Raw genomic sequence first — 14,951 nt, 5'->3', positions numbered from 1 at the left:
TTATGGAAACATCAAAATCAAGAGAAGACTGGAACCAACCGGCGCAACCACAACAAGAAAATAAGAAAGTATTAGCAGGTGTAATGGGGATTCTGTTTGGAGGTTTCGGGGTGCATAAATTTATATTAGGCTATACCACAGAAGGAATTATTCAGTTGGTGATAAGTGTTGTAACTTGCGGATTGGGTAGTATGATTGGATTCATAGAAGGAATTATTTATCTCACTAAATCCGATGAAGAATTTTATCAAACGTATCAAGCCAATAAAAAAGCATGGTTTTAAAATAACAAAAAACCGAAGATTAATCTTCGGTTTTTTTATTCTTGTGTTATACCTATTTCTTCGATTTCGTTTCCAGAACCTTTAGGATCTTCCCCGTATTCATTCGGTCCTTTTTCACCTTCTGTAACCGCTAAAATTAAATTGTAAATTGGGATTAGAATGAACCAACCACTTTTACCTACATCATGCATTCTTCTTACAGCAACCGCAATGGAAGGAATTAACAACGCTAGACTATAGATTAAGTTTAATACCCCAATTTGTAAATAAATATCAACAAACAATAGAGTGTAAGTGAAAATCATATTGAAAAGTACAAACATCCAATATTCTTTTCTTCTTGCGCGACCGTTAAAATCGGCATATTTTTTTAGAACGTCTAAATAATATTTCATAAGTTAGTTTTTAAGTTAGTTTTTATTTTAGTCTTCGGTTTTTTTGTTTGTTTCTTCTGCGTGCTTGCGTTCTAATTCAGCCTGAAATTCTTCCATAACGGGTTTTACCGTGCTTTCTGGTAAATCGGCTATACGAATGTACATTAGACCATCAACGGCATTGTTAAACAATGGGTCAACATTAAAAGCTACTACACGCGCATTTTGTTTGATGTATTTTTTTATTAGTACCGGTAAGCGTAAGTTACCCGGTTCTACTTCATCAATAATTTTATCAAATTTATTTAAATCGGCTTCCGTCTCGTTAAAGATGAAATCCTTATCGGCATCTTTTAGTTTTACGCGGTATTCTTTTTTAGGGTGAACGTATTGCGCGATATACGGATCGTAATAGTGCGATTTCATAAATTCAATCATAAGCGATTTTGAAAAATCGGAAAACTGATTACTTATACTCACGCCACCAATTAAGAATTTGTGTTCCGGATAGCGCAACGTAGTGTGTACAATACCTTTCCATAATAAAAACAAAGGCATAGGCTTTTGTTGGTATTCGGCACAGATAAACGCACGTCCCATTTCGATAGATTTACTCATCATATCGTACAATTCCGGTTCGAAACGGAACAAATCCTGAAGATAAAATCCATTGATGCCATATTTGGTATAAATTTCACTTCCCAATCCCATTCGGTAAGCTCCTGCGATTTGTTTGGTGTCATCATCCCAAAGGAACATATGATGATAGTATTGATCAAATTTATCGAGATCCGTAGACTCGTTGGTTCCTTCACCTACCGCACGGAACGTAATTTCGCGTAAGCGTCCAATTTCGTGTAAGATATTCGGAATTTCATTGGCTGTAGTTAAAAAAACTTCGTAGTTTTTACTCTGTAATAATCGAGCTTCTTTGCCTCGCAGTTTTTCTACTTCAGCAATCATTTTTTCCTGATTGGCTCCGGTAACAATTTGTTTAGCAGGTTTGTTAGGTGTCTTCAGAATAGGAGTCTGCAATAGTTTAGAGTCCTTTTCGAAGGCATTAGACAACATGTAGGTTTTCTTGCGAAGAAAATCGGTGTATTCTTCTATGGTTTCGTATTCGTTTTGTTCAGCTACTGAAATAGGTTTTCCGATACGTACCTTTATTACGCGGTCTTTCTGTGTTAGCAGCTCGGAAGGCAGTTTGGCTGTGCGCAACGTATCACTAATTTTAGAAAGGATGTAGAATAATTTACTGTTCTTCGCGTGAAAATAAATAGGTACTACAGGAACTTGCGCTTTTCGAATTACTTTAATAGCACCTTCTTCCCACTCTTTATCTACAACCAATTTATCATCCTTGTAAGTAGAAACTTCTCCGGCAGGAAACATTCCCAAGGGTTTCCCGTCACTCAAATGACGAAAAGTTTCTTTTAAACCAATTACGCTTGATTTGGCATCCTTGTGATTTTCAAAAGGATTAACCGGCATAATATAAGGTTTCAACGGTTCTATTCGGTGCAATAAAAAGTTGGCAATAATTTTAAAATTGGGTTCTCTTTCCAGCATCAATTTTAACAGCAATATGCCATCGATACCACCAAGAGGATGGTTAGAAATCGTAATGTAAGCCCCGTCTTTTGGTAGACGTTTTAGATCTTCTTCTGGGATTTCGAATTTAATCTGAAATTCATCTAAAATAGCATTTAAAAAGGCTACATCTTTAAGGTGTTTATTACGATTGTAAATTTTGTTTAAAGTAGAAATTTGAAGCACTTTCATCAACATCCATCCGGAGAAAGTACCCAAAAATCCGTATTTGTCTGTCTTTATTGCTTTTGCAACTTCTTTAGCGGTAACTAAACCCATTCATTCATTCATTTTTAGCGAATCACAAAGATAACAAAAGTTAGATACTTTTTGTTTTTATTTGAATTCCTTATATAGATTTTTCTACATTCACATCTATTTAAAGTTTTTATTTCTTTTGAAGAAAAGGGTTTAAAGTTTTACAGTACGAATTTTCAGTATCATTTTGGTGAATGAAGATTAGAACAGATAATGATATTTTTTATTCACATATCTCTAAGATAAATATTAAGATTAATAGAATTTTAATTTAAAAAAGCAGACATTTGATTTCAGAGTGGAGAAAAAAGTTTCTGCATGTTATGATGATTATAGAAATAGTTTAAAGTTTTGATAAAATAAATTCAAATGATAAAAAATAAAAAGTTATGTTTTGTATGTAGAATAACAGGTGTGTTATTTATTTTGATTTTCACATCTTCATGTAGTATTACAAATTACTATTTTGAAAATAGTGAAATGAGAACAGGGTTGAATTTAACAACAGGAAAATGGATTTTAAAAGAAGTTGTAGCTCCCAATGAAATTAAACAAAAATTATCACAATTAGCGAAAGATGATTTTTCGAAAATATTAGATAGTCGTTTTTCTTTAGCAAAGGATGTAAAAGAGTTCTTAATTACTCCTGGTATCGATTTAAATAAATCACCTTCTGAATTAGCTAAGATTAATAAAACTACAGGGTATAATTATTTAATAGATATTAGAGCAAAAGTCATTAAAAATGAATTTAATGCTGTAGATTTTACTAACCACAAATTTAAGAAGGATCTCAAAGAGAAAAAAATCTTAGTAGAGTTAAATGTTTATGATTTAGATAATCAATTTTTGGTGTACAGCAAAAAAGCTATTGCTATTTCAAAACTAAAACAAGACAATGATGATATTAATTTTTCAAGTTCGATAAACACCATGATACTTGGTGCTTATAAAAAAATAATGAAAGATATTAATAAAAAATCGATAAAGTAATGGAAACCACTAAACATTATTGATATTTTAAAACCAAAAGCAAGACAGCTCTAAATTTACATGTGAGAGTCGGTTATGACTTTTGGTTAATAAATAATTTTTTAAAAAGAGTAATAGCTCCTTTTTTTATTTATTTTTGAAAAAACGAATAGACAATTCATGAAAATTATCTCTTATAACGTAAATGGTATTAGAGCCGCAATCACCAAAGGTTTTCTCGATTGGTTGCAAGTTGCTGATCCTGATGTGATTTGTCTTCAGGAAATCAAAGCTACTCAAGACCAAATCCCTGTGATGGATATCGAGATGGCAGGATATCCCTACCAATATTATTTCCCTGCTGAGAAAAAAGGATACAGCGGAGTGGCCATTTTATGCAAAACAGAACCTGAAAATGTGGTTTTCGGAACTGGAATCGATTATATGGATAAAGAAGGTCGTAATCTTCGTGTCGATTTTAAAGGTTTTTCGGTTATGAGTTTGTATTTGCCTTCGGGGACTAACATTCACCGATTGGATCATAAGTTTGCCTATATGGACGATTTTCAGAAATACATTAATGAACTCAAGAAGGAAATTCCTAATTTGGTGATCTGTGGCGATTATAATATTTGTCACGAAGCCATCGATATCCATGACCCTATCAGAAATGCCAAGGTGTCTGGTTTCTTACCCGAAGAGCGTGCTTGGTTAGATGCTTTTATGAAGTCCGGATTCGTTGATAGTTTCCGTCATTTTAACAAAGAGCCACACAATTACAGTTGGTGGAGTTATCGCGCTAATGCTCGCGCCAACAATAAGGGATGGAGAATCGATTACAATTTGGTCTCAGAACCTTTAAAAGATAGAATGAAACGAGCTTTAATTTTGCCCGAAGCCAAACATTCTGATCATTGCCCTGTATATGTAGAAATTGAATAAAACCTCAAATTATGATAAAAAGAGCTTCTTTAGGATTGCTGGTACTTGCATTAAGTACCTCTTGTGTATCCAAAAAAATGTATACCGATTTAGAAAACAAGTTTGCAGAACTAAAAAAAGAACGCAATGCTTTGTCTGATGAAAATGAAGCGTTAAAAACTTCAAAAACACAATTAGAAAATGACAATGCGTCTTTAAAAGCAGAGTTAGAAAAAACGATTGCCGAAAGAAATAAATTGGCAGCCGATTATGCAGCCGCAAGTAACAATTTAAAAACCTTGCAAGATTCCTACAAAGCGTTAGAAAAGAATAGTGACGAAGCCTTAAAGGCAAATATGGACAAAAACCGCGAGTTGTTAGCCAAATTAGAAGCTAAAGAAAAAGCGCTGGCAGCTGAAAAAGCACGTCTAGAAAAACTAAGTGCCGATTTAAAAGATCGTTCGGATCGCGTGACCGAGTTAGAAAATATTATTGCTGCCAAAGAAGCATCTTTGAAAAAACTAAAAGATGCACTTTCAAAATCACTTAAAGCTTTTGAAGGAAAAGGATTAACAGTACAACAAAAAGATGGAAAAGTATATGTTTCTATGGAAAACAAATTGCTTTTCGAATCGGGTAGTTGGACTGTAGGTTCTGAAGGAAAAAATGCTGTTGATCTAGTAGGAAAAGTATTGGCTGAAAATCCTGAAATTGCAGTACTTATTGAAGGGCATACAGATAATGATAAGATTACCGGAACTCTTGGTGGTGGTGTAGAAAACAACTGGGATTTATCTACAAAACGTGCTACGGCTATTGTGAATATCTTGTCATCAAACCCTAAAGTTAAAAAGGAGAACCTAACAGCGGCAGGACGTAGCGAATACAACCCGATTATGAGTAACGAAACTGCTGACGGTAAAGCTAAAAACCGCCGTATAGAAATTATTTTAACGCCTAAATTAGATGAATTATCTAAAGCGTTAAACGAGATTTAATACGTTAGTGTTTTCTGAAAAATAGAAATTCAAAATAAGGCCTCCAAAGATTAAATTACTTTTGGAGGTTTTTTTATGCTCAAAAAGTCCTGTTTTTTTAACCAAAATACAACAGATTGTTTTTGTTATACCTTGTATCTTTGTATCATAAAATTTATTTCACGACACAATTTATTATGAAATACATAAACTTGCCCAACACGGATCTTAAAGTTAGCGATATTTGTTTAGGAACGATGACTTTCGGTAATCAAAATACAGAAGCCGAAGCTCATGCTCAGATGGATTATGCTTTTGAAAGAGGGATTAATTTCTTCGATACTGCCGAAATGTATCCAATAGGAGGAAATGCCCAAATTTTTGGAAATACTGAAAGATATATCGGTTCTTGGTTTAAGAAGACGGGAAAAAGAGATCAAGTTATATTAGCGACAAAAATTGCTGGACCTAACCGTGGGATGGAATACATCCGTCAGCCGTTAGATTTTTCTAAGAAAAGTTTGTACGAAGCGGTTGATTTGAGTTTAAGAAACTTACAGACAGATTACATCGATTTATATCAAATGCACTGGCCGGAACGTGTGATGAACATGTTCGGAAAAAGAGGAATTACGGAGTTAGACGATCAATGGAAAGATAATATTTTTGAAGTATTAACGATTTTTGATGGACTAATCAAAGAAGGTAAAATAAAACACATTGGAGTTTCTAATGAGAATCCATGGGGTGTTATGCGATTTTTAAATGAAAGCGAAAAACACGGTTTACCTCGTATTGCGACCATCCAAAACCCATATTCTTTGTTAAACCGATTGTTTGAAGTCGGATTATCTGAGATTTGTATGCGCGAAGAAGTAGGTCTTTTGGCGTATTCACCTTTGGCTTTTGGATTTTTAAGCGGTAAATACCTTAATGGAACTCCAGAGAAATCGCGTATGGGTACTTTTCCAAATTTTACCAGATACACTAACGAAAATTGTTATAAAATCACCCAAAAGTATCAAGATTTGGCTCATAGTTTGGGATTAACTTTAGTAGAATTGGCAATTGCTTTCGTGTACCATCAAAAATTTGTGACCTCTACAATTATCGGGGCTACGAATTTAGATCAGTTGGAAGAGAATATCAACGCTTTTGAGGTTCGTTTGACACAAGAAGTAATTGATGAGATCAATAAAATTCATGAATCACAACCTAATCCTGCACCTTAATCCAATTTATAGTGATAGAAAAAGAGTCTGAATACTAATCAGACTCTTTTTTTATGGGTTGTATTTTAATTTATAAACTCGGGTTCTAGAATATCCAGACTATCTATAGCAATCGTGTCTTGCACAATTTTTAGTTTAAGAAACGAACGGGCTCGACCCGATATGTGAATTGGTATTGATTGCCCGATAGTATCATCAGGAATGATTAACCCACGACGCAACATTAAATTCTTGATAAATCTTTGATTTTTTTGCGCATACGATTTTTGATTTCCTTCACTATCAAACTGCCACATGAATTTCTTGGGTTTAGGGACAATTGAAGCCAGATACAAACATTCGGTTAGCGTTAAATCGATTGGTTTTTTCTGAAAATAAAATTCCGCTGCTTCTCCAATACCATACACATTAGGTCCCCATTCAATTACATTAAAATAAACTTCTAACATACGTTCTTTTGAAGCAATTCGATTGTTTTCTAAGATGTAAACCAGTAAAATTTCTTCTAATTTTCGAGATAAAGTCTTTTCACGGGTCAAGAAGACATTTTTTACTAATTGCATGCTAATGGTACTCGCACCACGAGCAAATTTCTTAGTTCGAATATTTTTTACAATCGATTGTTTGAAGGCTTCCGAAATAAAACCGCGATGACGCATAAACGAAGGATCTTCATTGGTGAGTACGGCATGTTTCAAATAAGGAGAGATCAATTCTAACGGAGTAAAATAAGGATTTGAAGCTCCTACGAAGACAGGTCGCTGTGGTACACCGTTTTCAATAGCGCGATAAGTAAATTCAGCATTTAGTTTTTCTAGATTGGCTTCCCCATATTTCACAATGCGTAAATTACGTTTGTTCAATTTACTGTCAAAAACAAGTTGATTCGGTTTGTTTTTGTTAAATACAAAGTCGAGATGGTAATCAAAAGAACCTTCCGCTTCCATACCGGTGAAATGGGTAAACAGCCCTTCGGGTAACGAAGTGATAAAATCCTGCGCCTTCATATTCTCGATATTCAGTTTCAGTTTGTAGATCGTATCTTCTTCGGTATTGTATTCGAGATAAGGTTTAATTTTGATTTTGTTGAGTTGTGCACTAGAAGTGCTGTCAATAGAAATAAAATCGCTTCCTAAAAGAAAACGGTAATCAAATTGTGCATTTTGAAGCACTACATCTTTTTTAGCAATTTTTGGGTGATTGATAGTGAAGTTTTCTATTGATGCTACACCGTCAAGATGTAATTTACCAAAACTCATTTCTAAATTATCGAGCTTCAATCGTATTTTGTTGAAACTCGATTTCAATCCAAATTTTTCATCGATATACGGGATTTGAATTTTAGAAGTATCTGCCGATGTAAATAGCAAATCGGCTCTTTTTTCTCTAGGATTCGCAAAGCCATTAATATTCCATTTCTGATTGAGCGTATTGGTTTTTACATCGATTTTAGTAGCTAATTGATGGTTTATTAAGGATAAATTATTCATATGGAAATTGACCTTCTTCCCTTGATCATCAATGCGAAGTGAGAGATTTTCCAAATTCATTTCAGAAGGAATCAAATTGAGAATTTGCGTCAGGATTCGATTGACTAATTTGGCATAATTGCGTTTTTCGTTCGTCGTTTCCTTAGTGTTTTCTTTCTTCAGAAAAGCATCGAAGTTGCGTCCGTTTTCGTTTTTAACCAATTGGATGAAACCATTTCGCATTTCGAGGTTTTTTAATTGCACCTCTCCCGTGAGAAGCTGGAGAAGACTGACTTCGGTTCGAATTTTTTCTACGGATAAAAGCGTATCTGCCTGTTGAGGTATCAGGTGAATATTTTCCAATTCGACGCTTGTGGTGCCAATGAACTTAGCTTTTTCTACTATGAAGTTAGCGTTATATTGTTGGTCGAATTTGTTTTTAGCCTTCTCTAATGCTTGTTGCAATAAAGTGTCTCGAAAGAAATAAATTCCGCTCAAGGCTAGTATTACAAGGACTATGATGATTTTAAGAATCAGAAAAAACCATTGTTTTTTAGTTCTCATTGCCATATTTTTTTCAGGGTAATTTATGAAGCGAAGCTACGAAATCTTCAACTTCTTTTTTCTGTTGTGCGTATTTTTCTTGAAGTAAAGAGCCTTCGCCCATTCTTTTGTAATAGTCTAATGCTTTAGAAGCAAAAAAGAGTTCCTGATGTTTTGCAACTCTTGGGATTTGGGGATAAATTTTATGAAAGAGAATTTCGTAATAGGCCTGCCATTCTCTTTCATTGCGATCTTCTACAAAATTCCCTTTACTTTTTTGATGTATATGAACCATTTCATGAGCAATAAGATTGAGCATGAGTTTGAATTCAAATTCAAAAGTATTTTCTGGTATTCGGATACTATTTGGTTCTCCAAAAACTCCTTCGGTTGTCATCAGCACATAGTCTGGTTTGGCCTTTTCTCGTAATTCGAAGCCTTTGAAGTTAGGATGTTGCAATTCGTATTCGGTAACAACTAAATTTGCAGCAGCAATGGTTTCACCGAGTTCGTGATAACTCTGTATTAATTGGAGTATTTCACTGTAAGTTTTGCGCATTATCCAAACAATTCGCTAACCACATCTTCTATTTTAGCAACCAACTTAATATCAATTAATGTGTTTTTTAGCGAAATCTTGTTGTATTTTGATACGAAAATTGTCGAAAATCCTAATTTTTCAGCTTCTTGTATGCGCTGTTCTACACGGTTAACTGGTCGTATTTCGCCAGAAAGGCCTACTTCACCTGCAAAACAAAAATCTTTACCTACCGGAATGTCTTCATTAGAGGATAAAATTGCCGCTACAACAGCCAAATCGATGGCGGGATCATCTACAGTAATTCCTCCGGTGATGTTGAGAAAGACATCTTTTGCTCCGAGACGAAAACCGGCTCTTTTTTCTAAGACGGCCAAAATCATATTAAGTCTTTTGGCATTGTAACCCGTCGTGCTTCGTTGAGGGGTACCATATACAGCTGTAGAAACCAAAGCCTGAATTTCTATCATAAGAGGGCGCATACCTTCGAGAGTGGTTGCGATAGCAGTTCCGGAAAGTTCTTCATTTTTGTGTGAGATCAATATTTCCGAAGGATTAGAAACTTCTCGTAATCCGGAACCTTGCATTTCATAGATGCCTAATTCTGCCGTAGATCCAAAACGGTTTTTGAGTGAACGTAAAATTCGATAAATATGATTACGATCTCCTTCAAATTGCAAAACAGTATCGACCATGTGCTCTAAAATCTTGGGTCCGGCAATATTTCCGTCTTTTGTGATATGCCCAATGAGAATCACGGGTACATTGGTTTCTTTAGCAAACTTGATCAACTCGGCAGTACATTCTCGAATTTGAGAAATACTTCCAGCGGAAGATTCGATGTAATCCGTATGCAGTGTTTGAATGGAATCGATAATCACTACATCAGGTTCGATTTCTTCTATTTGTCTAAAAATGTTTTGCGTTTTGGTTTCAGTTAAGATGTAACAATTATTGCTTTCAGGATTAATCCTTTCCGCTCGCATTTTAATCTGTTTCTGACTCTCTTCTCCCGAAACATAAAGCGTTTTATACGGAAGTTTTAAAGAAATTTGCAATAACAAAGTACTTTTTCCTATGCCGGGTTCACCTCCTAAAAGAGTCAACGAACCAGGAACTAAACCTCCACCAAGCACTCTGTTTAGCTCGCTATCGGTGGTGTTCATTCGGATTTCTTCAGTAGAATCGATCTCGTGAATACGAAGCGGTTTGGCTGCTTTTTTAACGGTCGAAGTTTCGCTTTTCCAAGCTACTTTTTCCTCTTTCTGAATAACTTCTTCTACAATAGTATTCCATTCTTTGCAAGCTGTACATTGTCCCTGCCATTTGGCAAACTGGGTGCCACAGCTTTGACAAAAAAATGACGTTTTTACTTTTGCCATTATTCGTCTTTTTTCTGTTCTTGGTTTTCGTCTGCTTTAGGTTCTTCAGCAGGGGTGTCTGCAGGAATCTCTTCGGTTACTTCTTCTGAAGTGTCTTTTCCGCCTTTTAATTTATTCTTTTTACTAGGTAATTTTTGTTTCAATTCTGCGGCTTTAGCCATCATCATGTCTTTAGTCAAACTTCCTATTTCTTCTTTCACAAAAGCATTTTCGTAATTTTTGATAGCTTTTTTCAATTCTCCTCTTTTTTCCCAATAGGTAGCCATGTGGTAATCGTACATCATGGTTTTCTCGTACTGTTGACCAGAGATTTGTGCCAAAAGTTCGTATTCTTCAAAACGTTCATTTTTGTTGATAGCCGTTTCTATAGCTTTAAAGTCGCTCAAACGGACATTCATTTTAATACCCAGATTTTTTTCGATGGCTTCGTATTTATCGGTTAGGTATTTTACATAGTCTTGAGGGAGAATCACGATTTTTTCTTGGTATTCTTTTACCGAGATTGGTTCGTATATTTTGAAAATCTGATTTAAAGCCTGCGGAATTCCAAGGATAGCAACGCTGTAATGATTGGCATTCGAGAAATCATCGAATTTATAGTTAATCAGATCATTTTTAACAGCCTGCATGTTCTGATTTAAGGTTTTAATCTGCTTTTGAAACTTTTTCAGGTCTCCATCGGCAGTGGCTGTGTAGTAATAAATGGGTTGTTGCAATTGGGCTAAGCGTTTCGGAATGCGTTCTTCCATGTTGGTCTGTAAGTCGGGACTTAGCGAAATATAGGCATTAAACAAAGGAATATCTTTGTATAAAAAAGCGTTTAATAAACCAGCTGTGGCGTCTATACCTGCAATGGTTTTGAAGCTGCCAACGCGGTATTTTTTTTCTAGATAGGGTAATAATTCGGAACCAATAAATTCAAAAAATGCTCCTCCTTTGCCTGCCGGAAGACCAGTTCTTGGATCGAAATCACAATCGCTTTCTCTTTCGTTGTTTTTGTTTTGATTGATACCTACTAAGATAACTTCGGGCATATCACCCCAATAGGTTCCATAATGAAGGTTTCCTTCAAAAGGCGCATATAAGAATTCGCTATCAAGAACTAAGATCAAGGGATATTTCCTGTCAGGATTTGCGTTATAAGAATTGGGAAGTTTAATTCTTATCTCACGATCTGAGTTAAGTTTGGCAGAATTTATTTTTTCTACAAAAGATTGTGAAAAAACCGTCAATGAGAACATTACGGCTAATAGCTGAAGTGTATGTTTCATAGTTAAATGGGTTGCTACATTTAGTAACGAGCAAGATACTAATTTATTTTCTTTTCCCTACCATGGGAAGAATCGAAAAAGAGAAAATTCCCAAGAGAACTGTAATCAATAATTGTGAAGTCCATATGATCCATCCAAAGGCGTTTCCGGCTTCTAAAGGGATGTTGTAGAGGAATAAAATTTTAGCAATGAGTACCGGAAAGAAACCAAATCCACCGTTCGTAAAGGACATGGTTAATCCGCCAATAACAAAGGCAACCATGATAGTTCCTAAAGAAATATGGCTAGTGGCAGGAAGAGCAAATACGGTGATGTAAAACATGAAGACGTACGATAGCCATATTAATAAGGTGAAAAAAATAAACTTCCACTTGTTTGGCATGTGTACAATACTTAAAACACCTTCTTTAAGTCCTTCTATTTTTGATTTGAATAGTAAAACGTATTTCCATTTAGAATAGCGATACAGTAATATAAACCAAATGAAAAAGCCGATTCCAAAGACTATTAACCAAGCTAATTTTGTTACGGGAATATAGGTTAACAAAAAGTTTTTTAAAGTGTCGAATTCTAGGAGTAGGGCAGTTAGAACAAATAAAACCAAGAAAAGTAAATCTACAATTCTTTCTGCGATAATAGTTCCGAAAGCTTTGTCAAATGGGACATCTCGGTATTTTTTTAGTAGTAAAGCCCTAGAAACTTCTCCTGAACGTGGAATGGTTAAATTGACAAAATAGCCGATGCAAACCGCTAAGAAATTCATTTTAAATTCCGATTTTGCACCAATTTCTTGTAAAGAATATTTCCATCTATAGGCTCTGAATACACAGCCGGATATGGCAATGAGCAAAGAAATTAGTACATAATTGTAGTTTGCCGTCAGGAAATAACTCTTCATCTGAACAATTTGCTCAGGCGTGAATGAAGCATATTGAAAATAAGTAAGTCCCGCACCTAAAAGGATAGGAATAACTACACTAGCATACGAACTTATTTTACTATTCACTTTTACTGTAACGAATTGGTTTCTTCGTTAGGAAAAATTACAGAAGGCTTAAAGTTTTTGGCTTCAGACATTTCTATTATTCCGTAGGCAATGATAATAATAATGTCATCTTTTTGTACTTTACGCGCTGCAGGACCGTTGAGAGTAATTTCGCCACTATTTTTGGGACCAGGAATAGCATAAGTTTCAAAGCGTTCTCCGTTGTTAATGTTTACGATAGAAACCTTTTCACCTTCAAAAATATTGGAGGCTTCCATAAGAGTTTCATCTATGGTAATGCTACCAATATAATTTAAATCGGCGCCAGTTACTCTAACTCTGTGAATCTTAGATTTTAGTACTTGAATTTGCATGGGGCAAAGTTAAAATTATTTTAGTGAAATGTTATCAATTAAACGAATATTGTTGACAAAAACCGCAATAAATCCTCTGTAGTGTTTCTTTTGGTTTTTTCGTTTGCATTCTAGAAGTGTTTCTTCGTCTGCAATTTCAAAATATTCCAATTCAAATAGAGGCTCTTTTTCAAATTGTTTCGTAACCCATTGTGTTACTTGTTTAGCACTTTGAGTCGCAAATAATTTTTTCGATTCCAAAAGGATCTTGTAAATCACAGCTGCCTTTTCTCTTTCTAAAGTTGTCAGTCTCTCGTTTCTCGAACTCATAGCTAACCCGCTTTCTTCACGATGAATAGGACACCCTATGATGGTTACCGGTAGTTGAAGTTTTGAGACCATTTTTTTGATAATTTGGAGTTGCTGAAAATCTTTTTCTCCAAAATAAGCATTGGTGGGGCGTACAATTTCAAATAATTTTTTCACAATCGTTCCAACGCCATCAAAATGACCTGGTCTGTGTTTTCCTTCCATCTGAAATTCTAATCCGTCATAATCGAAGGATTGTGATTCGGTTTTATTTTCATAAATATCTTCTACCGAAGGAGCATAAACAATGATTTCAGGATGTAATGCGTTTACTTTCTCTAAGTCTGCTTCTAAAGTTCGAGGGTATTTTTTTAAATCGTCCGCATTGTTAAATTGTGTAGGATTTACGAAAATACTTATAACTGTAACTGAATTATTTTTTAAAGATTGTTGGAGTAGCGATAAATGTCCCTGATGTAAAGCTCCCATGGTAGGTACAAAACCAATGGTTTTATGGGCTGCTATCATTGGCTCAAGATGGTTTTTTAGATCGCTTTGTTTCGTGAAAAGAGGCATGGGTCTGGCTTTAAATTCTTTGCAAACTTACTATTTTAGATAATATCTCGGTAAATTTTTGTAATTTTGCATGTATTTGTGTTCAATAAACAAAACTAAATAAAAAAATGGAGGATAAAAGGATTTTATATGTATCATCCGAAGTAGTGCCCTATCTGCCTGAAAATGAGGTTTCTTTAATGTCGTATGATGTGCCAAAAATGATTAACGATCAAGGTGGTCAAATACGAATTTTTATGCCTCGCTATGGTAATGTGAATGAAAGAAGACACCAGTTGCATGAAGTAATTCGTTTGTCGGGAATGAATTTGGTGGTAAATGATGTGGATATGCCGTTAATTATTAAGGTAGCCTCTATTCCTAAAGAAAGAATTCAGGTATATTTTATCGATAATGATGAGTATTTCAAACGAAAAGCAACCTTTACTGATGAAGAAGGAGTGCTTTTTCCTGATAATGATGAACGTGCAATTTTCTTTGCTAAAGGAGTAGTAGAAACCGTAAAAAAATTAAATTGGGTTCCTGATATTATTCATGTTCAAGGTTGGATGGCTTCTTTATTGCCAATCTACATGAAACATTATTATAAGAATGATGCGTTGTTTGCCGATACAAAAATTGTGACATCAATTTTCAGTAATGGTTTTGAAGGAAGTTTAGATTCTGAAATGGGTAAAAAAGTTCAATTTGACGGTGTTCCTCATGAAGCTATTGCTGAGTTGGACAACCCAACTTACGAGAATGTGATGATGGCCGCTGTGAAACATTCTGATGGAGTAGTTGTTGCTTCAGAAGTGATTTCACCAACTTTAACAAAATTTATAGAAGCGTCAAAAAAACCTTTATTACCTTTCACGCCGAAAGATACGTTTGCAGAAGCGTATACTAATTTTTATAAAAATCAAATTTTAGGTTAA

At 34.9% G+C, this 14,951-nt stretch carries 15 protein-coding genes; 6 read left to right on the top strand and 9 right to left on the bottom strand.

The window, feature by feature from the left end:
* Positions 1-2: 2 nt before the first annotated feature.
* The gene (locus NAT50_RS09645) at positions 3-284 is read left to right on the top strand and encodes a TM2 domain-containing protein (RefSeq protein ID WP_250593071.1); all 282 of its coding nucleotides are present in this window, start codon (positions 3-5) and stop codon (positions 282-284) included.
* Positions 285-319: 35 nt separating this feature from the next.
* On the opposite strand, the gene NAT50_RS09640 is transcribed toward NAT50_RS09645, so the two are convergent.
* Positions 320-679 (bottom strand): DUF805 domain-containing protein, encoded by a 360-nt coding sequence (locus NAT50_RS09640; protein ID WP_250593070.1) that lies wholly within the window; start codon positions 677-679, stop codon positions 320-322.
* A gap of 27 nt (positions 680-706) precedes the next feature.
* Positions 707-2,527 (bottom strand): GNAT family N-acyltransferase, encoded by a 1,821-nt coding sequence (locus NAT50_RS09635; protein WP_250593069.1) that lies wholly within the window; start codon positions 2,525-2,527, stop codon positions 707-709.
* 348 nt (positions 2,528-2,875) lie between these two features.
* On the opposite strand from NAT50_RS09635, the gene NAT50_RS09630 reads away from it, so the two are divergent.
* From NAT50_RS09630 to NAT50_RS09615, 4 genes are all read left to right on the top strand, one after another.
* On the top strand, positions 2,876-3,499 hold the full coding sequence (locus NAT50_RS09630; protein ID WP_250593068.1) for a hypothetical protein: 624 nt from the start codon (positions 2,876-2,878) through the stop codon (positions 3,497-3,499).
* A 159-nt stretch (positions 3,500-3,658) separates the two neighbouring features.
* On the top strand, positions 3,659-4,420 hold the full coding sequence (locus NAT50_RS09625; RefSeq protein WP_250593067.1) for an exodeoxyribonuclease III: 762 nt from the start codon (positions 3,659-3,661) through the stop codon (positions 4,418-4,420).
* 11 nt (positions 4,421-4,431) lie between these two features.
* Entirely contained in the window at positions 4,432-5,397 is a 966-nt protein-coding gene (locus NAT50_RS09620; RefSeq protein ID WP_250593066.1) for an OmpA/MotB family protein, read from the top strand.
* Between the two features lie 176 nt (positions 5,398-5,573).
* Positions 5,574-6,608 (top strand): aldo/keto reductase, encoded by a 1,035-nt coding sequence (locus NAT50_RS09615; protein WP_250593065.1) that lies wholly within the window; start codon positions 5,574-5,576, stop codon positions 6,606-6,608.
* 65 nt (positions 6,609-6,673) lie between these two features.
* Here NAT50_RS09615 and NAT50_RS09610 read toward each other — a convergent pair whose 3' ends face one another.
* Genes NAT50_RS09610 through panC form a run of 7 tightly spaced genes read right to left on the bottom strand, consistent with a single transcriptional unit; the run spans position 6,674 to position 13,986 of the window.
* Positions 6,674-8,641 carry a transglycosylase domain-containing protein gene (locus NAT50_RS09610; RefSeq protein ID WP_250593064.1) on the bottom strand — a complete coding sequence of 656 codons (1,968 nt, stop codon included), beginning with the start codon at positions 8,639-8,641 and terminating at the stop codon, positions 6,674-6,676.
* Between the two features lie 13 nt (positions 8,642-8,654).
* Positions 8,655-9,179, bottom strand: a complete 525-nt coding sequence (locus NAT50_RS09605) for a hypothetical protein (RefSeq protein WP_250593063.1) — start codon at positions 9,177-9,179, stop codon at positions 8,655-8,657.
* Positions 9,179-10,540 (bottom strand): DNA repair protein RadA, encoded by a 1,362-nt coding sequence (radA, locus tag NAT50_RS09600; protein WP_250593062.1) that lies wholly within the window; start codon positions 10,538-10,540, stop codon positions 9,179-9,181. Before radA ends, NAT50_RS09605 begins: the two co-directional genes overlap by 1 nt.
* The gene (locus tag NAT50_RS09595) at positions 10,540-11,811 is read right to left on the bottom strand and encodes an alpha/beta hydrolase (protein ID WP_250593061.1); all 1,272 of its coding nucleotides are present in this window, start codon (positions 11,809-11,811) and stop codon (positions 10,540-10,542) included. The genes radA and NAT50_RS09595 overlap by 1 nt, the downstream gene beginning before the upstream one ends.
* Before the next feature lie 43 nt (positions 11,812-11,854).
* Positions 11,855-12,817 (bottom strand): lysylphosphatidylglycerol synthase transmembrane domain-containing protein, encoded by a 963-nt coding sequence (locus NAT50_RS09590; protein WP_250593060.1) that lies wholly within the window; start codon positions 12,815-12,817, stop codon positions 11,855-11,857.
* A 2-nt stretch (positions 12,818-12,819) separates the two neighbouring features.
* Entirely contained in the window at positions 12,820-13,170 is a 351-nt protein-coding gene (gene panD / locus NAT50_RS09585; protein WP_250593059.1) for an aspartate 1-decarboxylase, read from the bottom strand.
* Between the two features lie 15 nt (positions 13,171-13,185).
* Positions 13,186-13,986 (bottom strand): pantoate--beta-alanine ligase, encoded by an 801-nt coding sequence (gene panC, locus NAT50_RS09580; protein WP_408610666.1) that lies wholly within the window; start codon positions 13,984-13,986, stop codon positions 13,186-13,188.
* Between the two features lie 155 nt (positions 13,987-14,141).
* Here panC and NAT50_RS09575 point away from each other — a divergent pair, with 155 nt between their 5' ends.
* On the top strand, positions 14,142-14,951 hold the full coding sequence (locus NAT50_RS09575) for a glycogen/starch synthase (RefSeq protein WP_250593057.1): 810 nt from the start codon (positions 14,142-14,144) through the stop codon (positions 14,949-14,951).

This window comes from Flavobacterium luminosum, assembly GCF_023635005.1.
GTDB lineage: Bacteria > Bacteroidota > Bacteroidia > Flavobacteriales > Flavobacteriaceae > Flavobacterium > Flavobacterium luminosum.
Note: the sequence above shows the minus strand (reverse complement) of the source record. Positions and strands in the feature narration are given on the sequence as shown.

Coding starts and splice junctions, on each gene's coding strand:
- NAT50_RS09645 (WP_250593071.1), top strand. CDS start 3: ATGGAAACATCAAAATCAAGAGAAGACTGGAACCAACCGGCGCAACCA.
- NAT50_RS09640 (WP_250593070.1), bottom strand. CDS start 679: ATGAAATATTATTTAGACGTTCTAAAAAAATATGCCGATTTTAACGGT.
- NAT50_RS09635 (WP_250593069.1), bottom strand. CDS start 2,527: ATGGGTTTAGTTACCGCTAAAGAAGTTGCAAAAGCAATAAAGACAGAC.
- NAT50_RS09630 (WP_250593068.1), top strand. CDS start 2,876: ATGATAAAAAATAAAAAGTTATGTTTTGTATGTAGAATAACAGGTGTG.
- NAT50_RS09625 (WP_250593067.1), top strand. CDS start 3,659: ATGAAAATTATCTCTTATAACGTAAATGGTATTAGAGCCGCAATCACC.
- NAT50_RS09620 (WP_250593066.1), top strand. CDS start 4,432: ATGATAAAAAGAGCTTCTTTAGGATTGCTGGTACTTGCATTAAGTACC.
- NAT50_RS09615 (WP_250593065.1), top strand. CDS start 5,574: ATGAAATACATAAACTTGCCCAACACGGATCTTAAAGTTAGCGATATT.
- NAT50_RS09610 (WP_250593064.1), bottom strand. CDS start 8,641: ATGAGAACTAAAAAACAATGGTTTTTTCTGATTCTTAAAATCATCATA.
- NAT50_RS09605 (WP_250593063.1), bottom strand. CDS start 9,179: ATGCGCAAAACTTACAGTGAAATACTCCAATTAATACAGAGTTATCAC.
- radA (WP_250593062.1), bottom strand. CDS start 10,540: ATGGCAAAAGTAAAAACGTCATTTTTTTGTCAAAGCTGTGGCACCCAG.
- NAT50_RS09595 (WP_250593061.1), bottom strand. CDS start 11,811: ATGAAACATACACTTCAGCTATTAGCCGTAATGTTCTCATTGACGGTT.
- panD (WP_250593059.1), bottom strand. CDS start 13,170: ATGCAAATTCAAGTACTAAAATCTAAGATTCACAGAGTTAGAGTAACT.
- panC (WP_408610666.1), bottom strand. CDS start 13,986: ATGATAGCAGCCCATAAAACCATTGGTTTTGTACCTACCATGGGAGCT.
- NAT50_RS09575 (WP_250593057.1), top strand. CDS start 14,142: ATGGAGGATAAAAGGATTTTATATGTATCATCCGAAGTAGTGCCCTAT.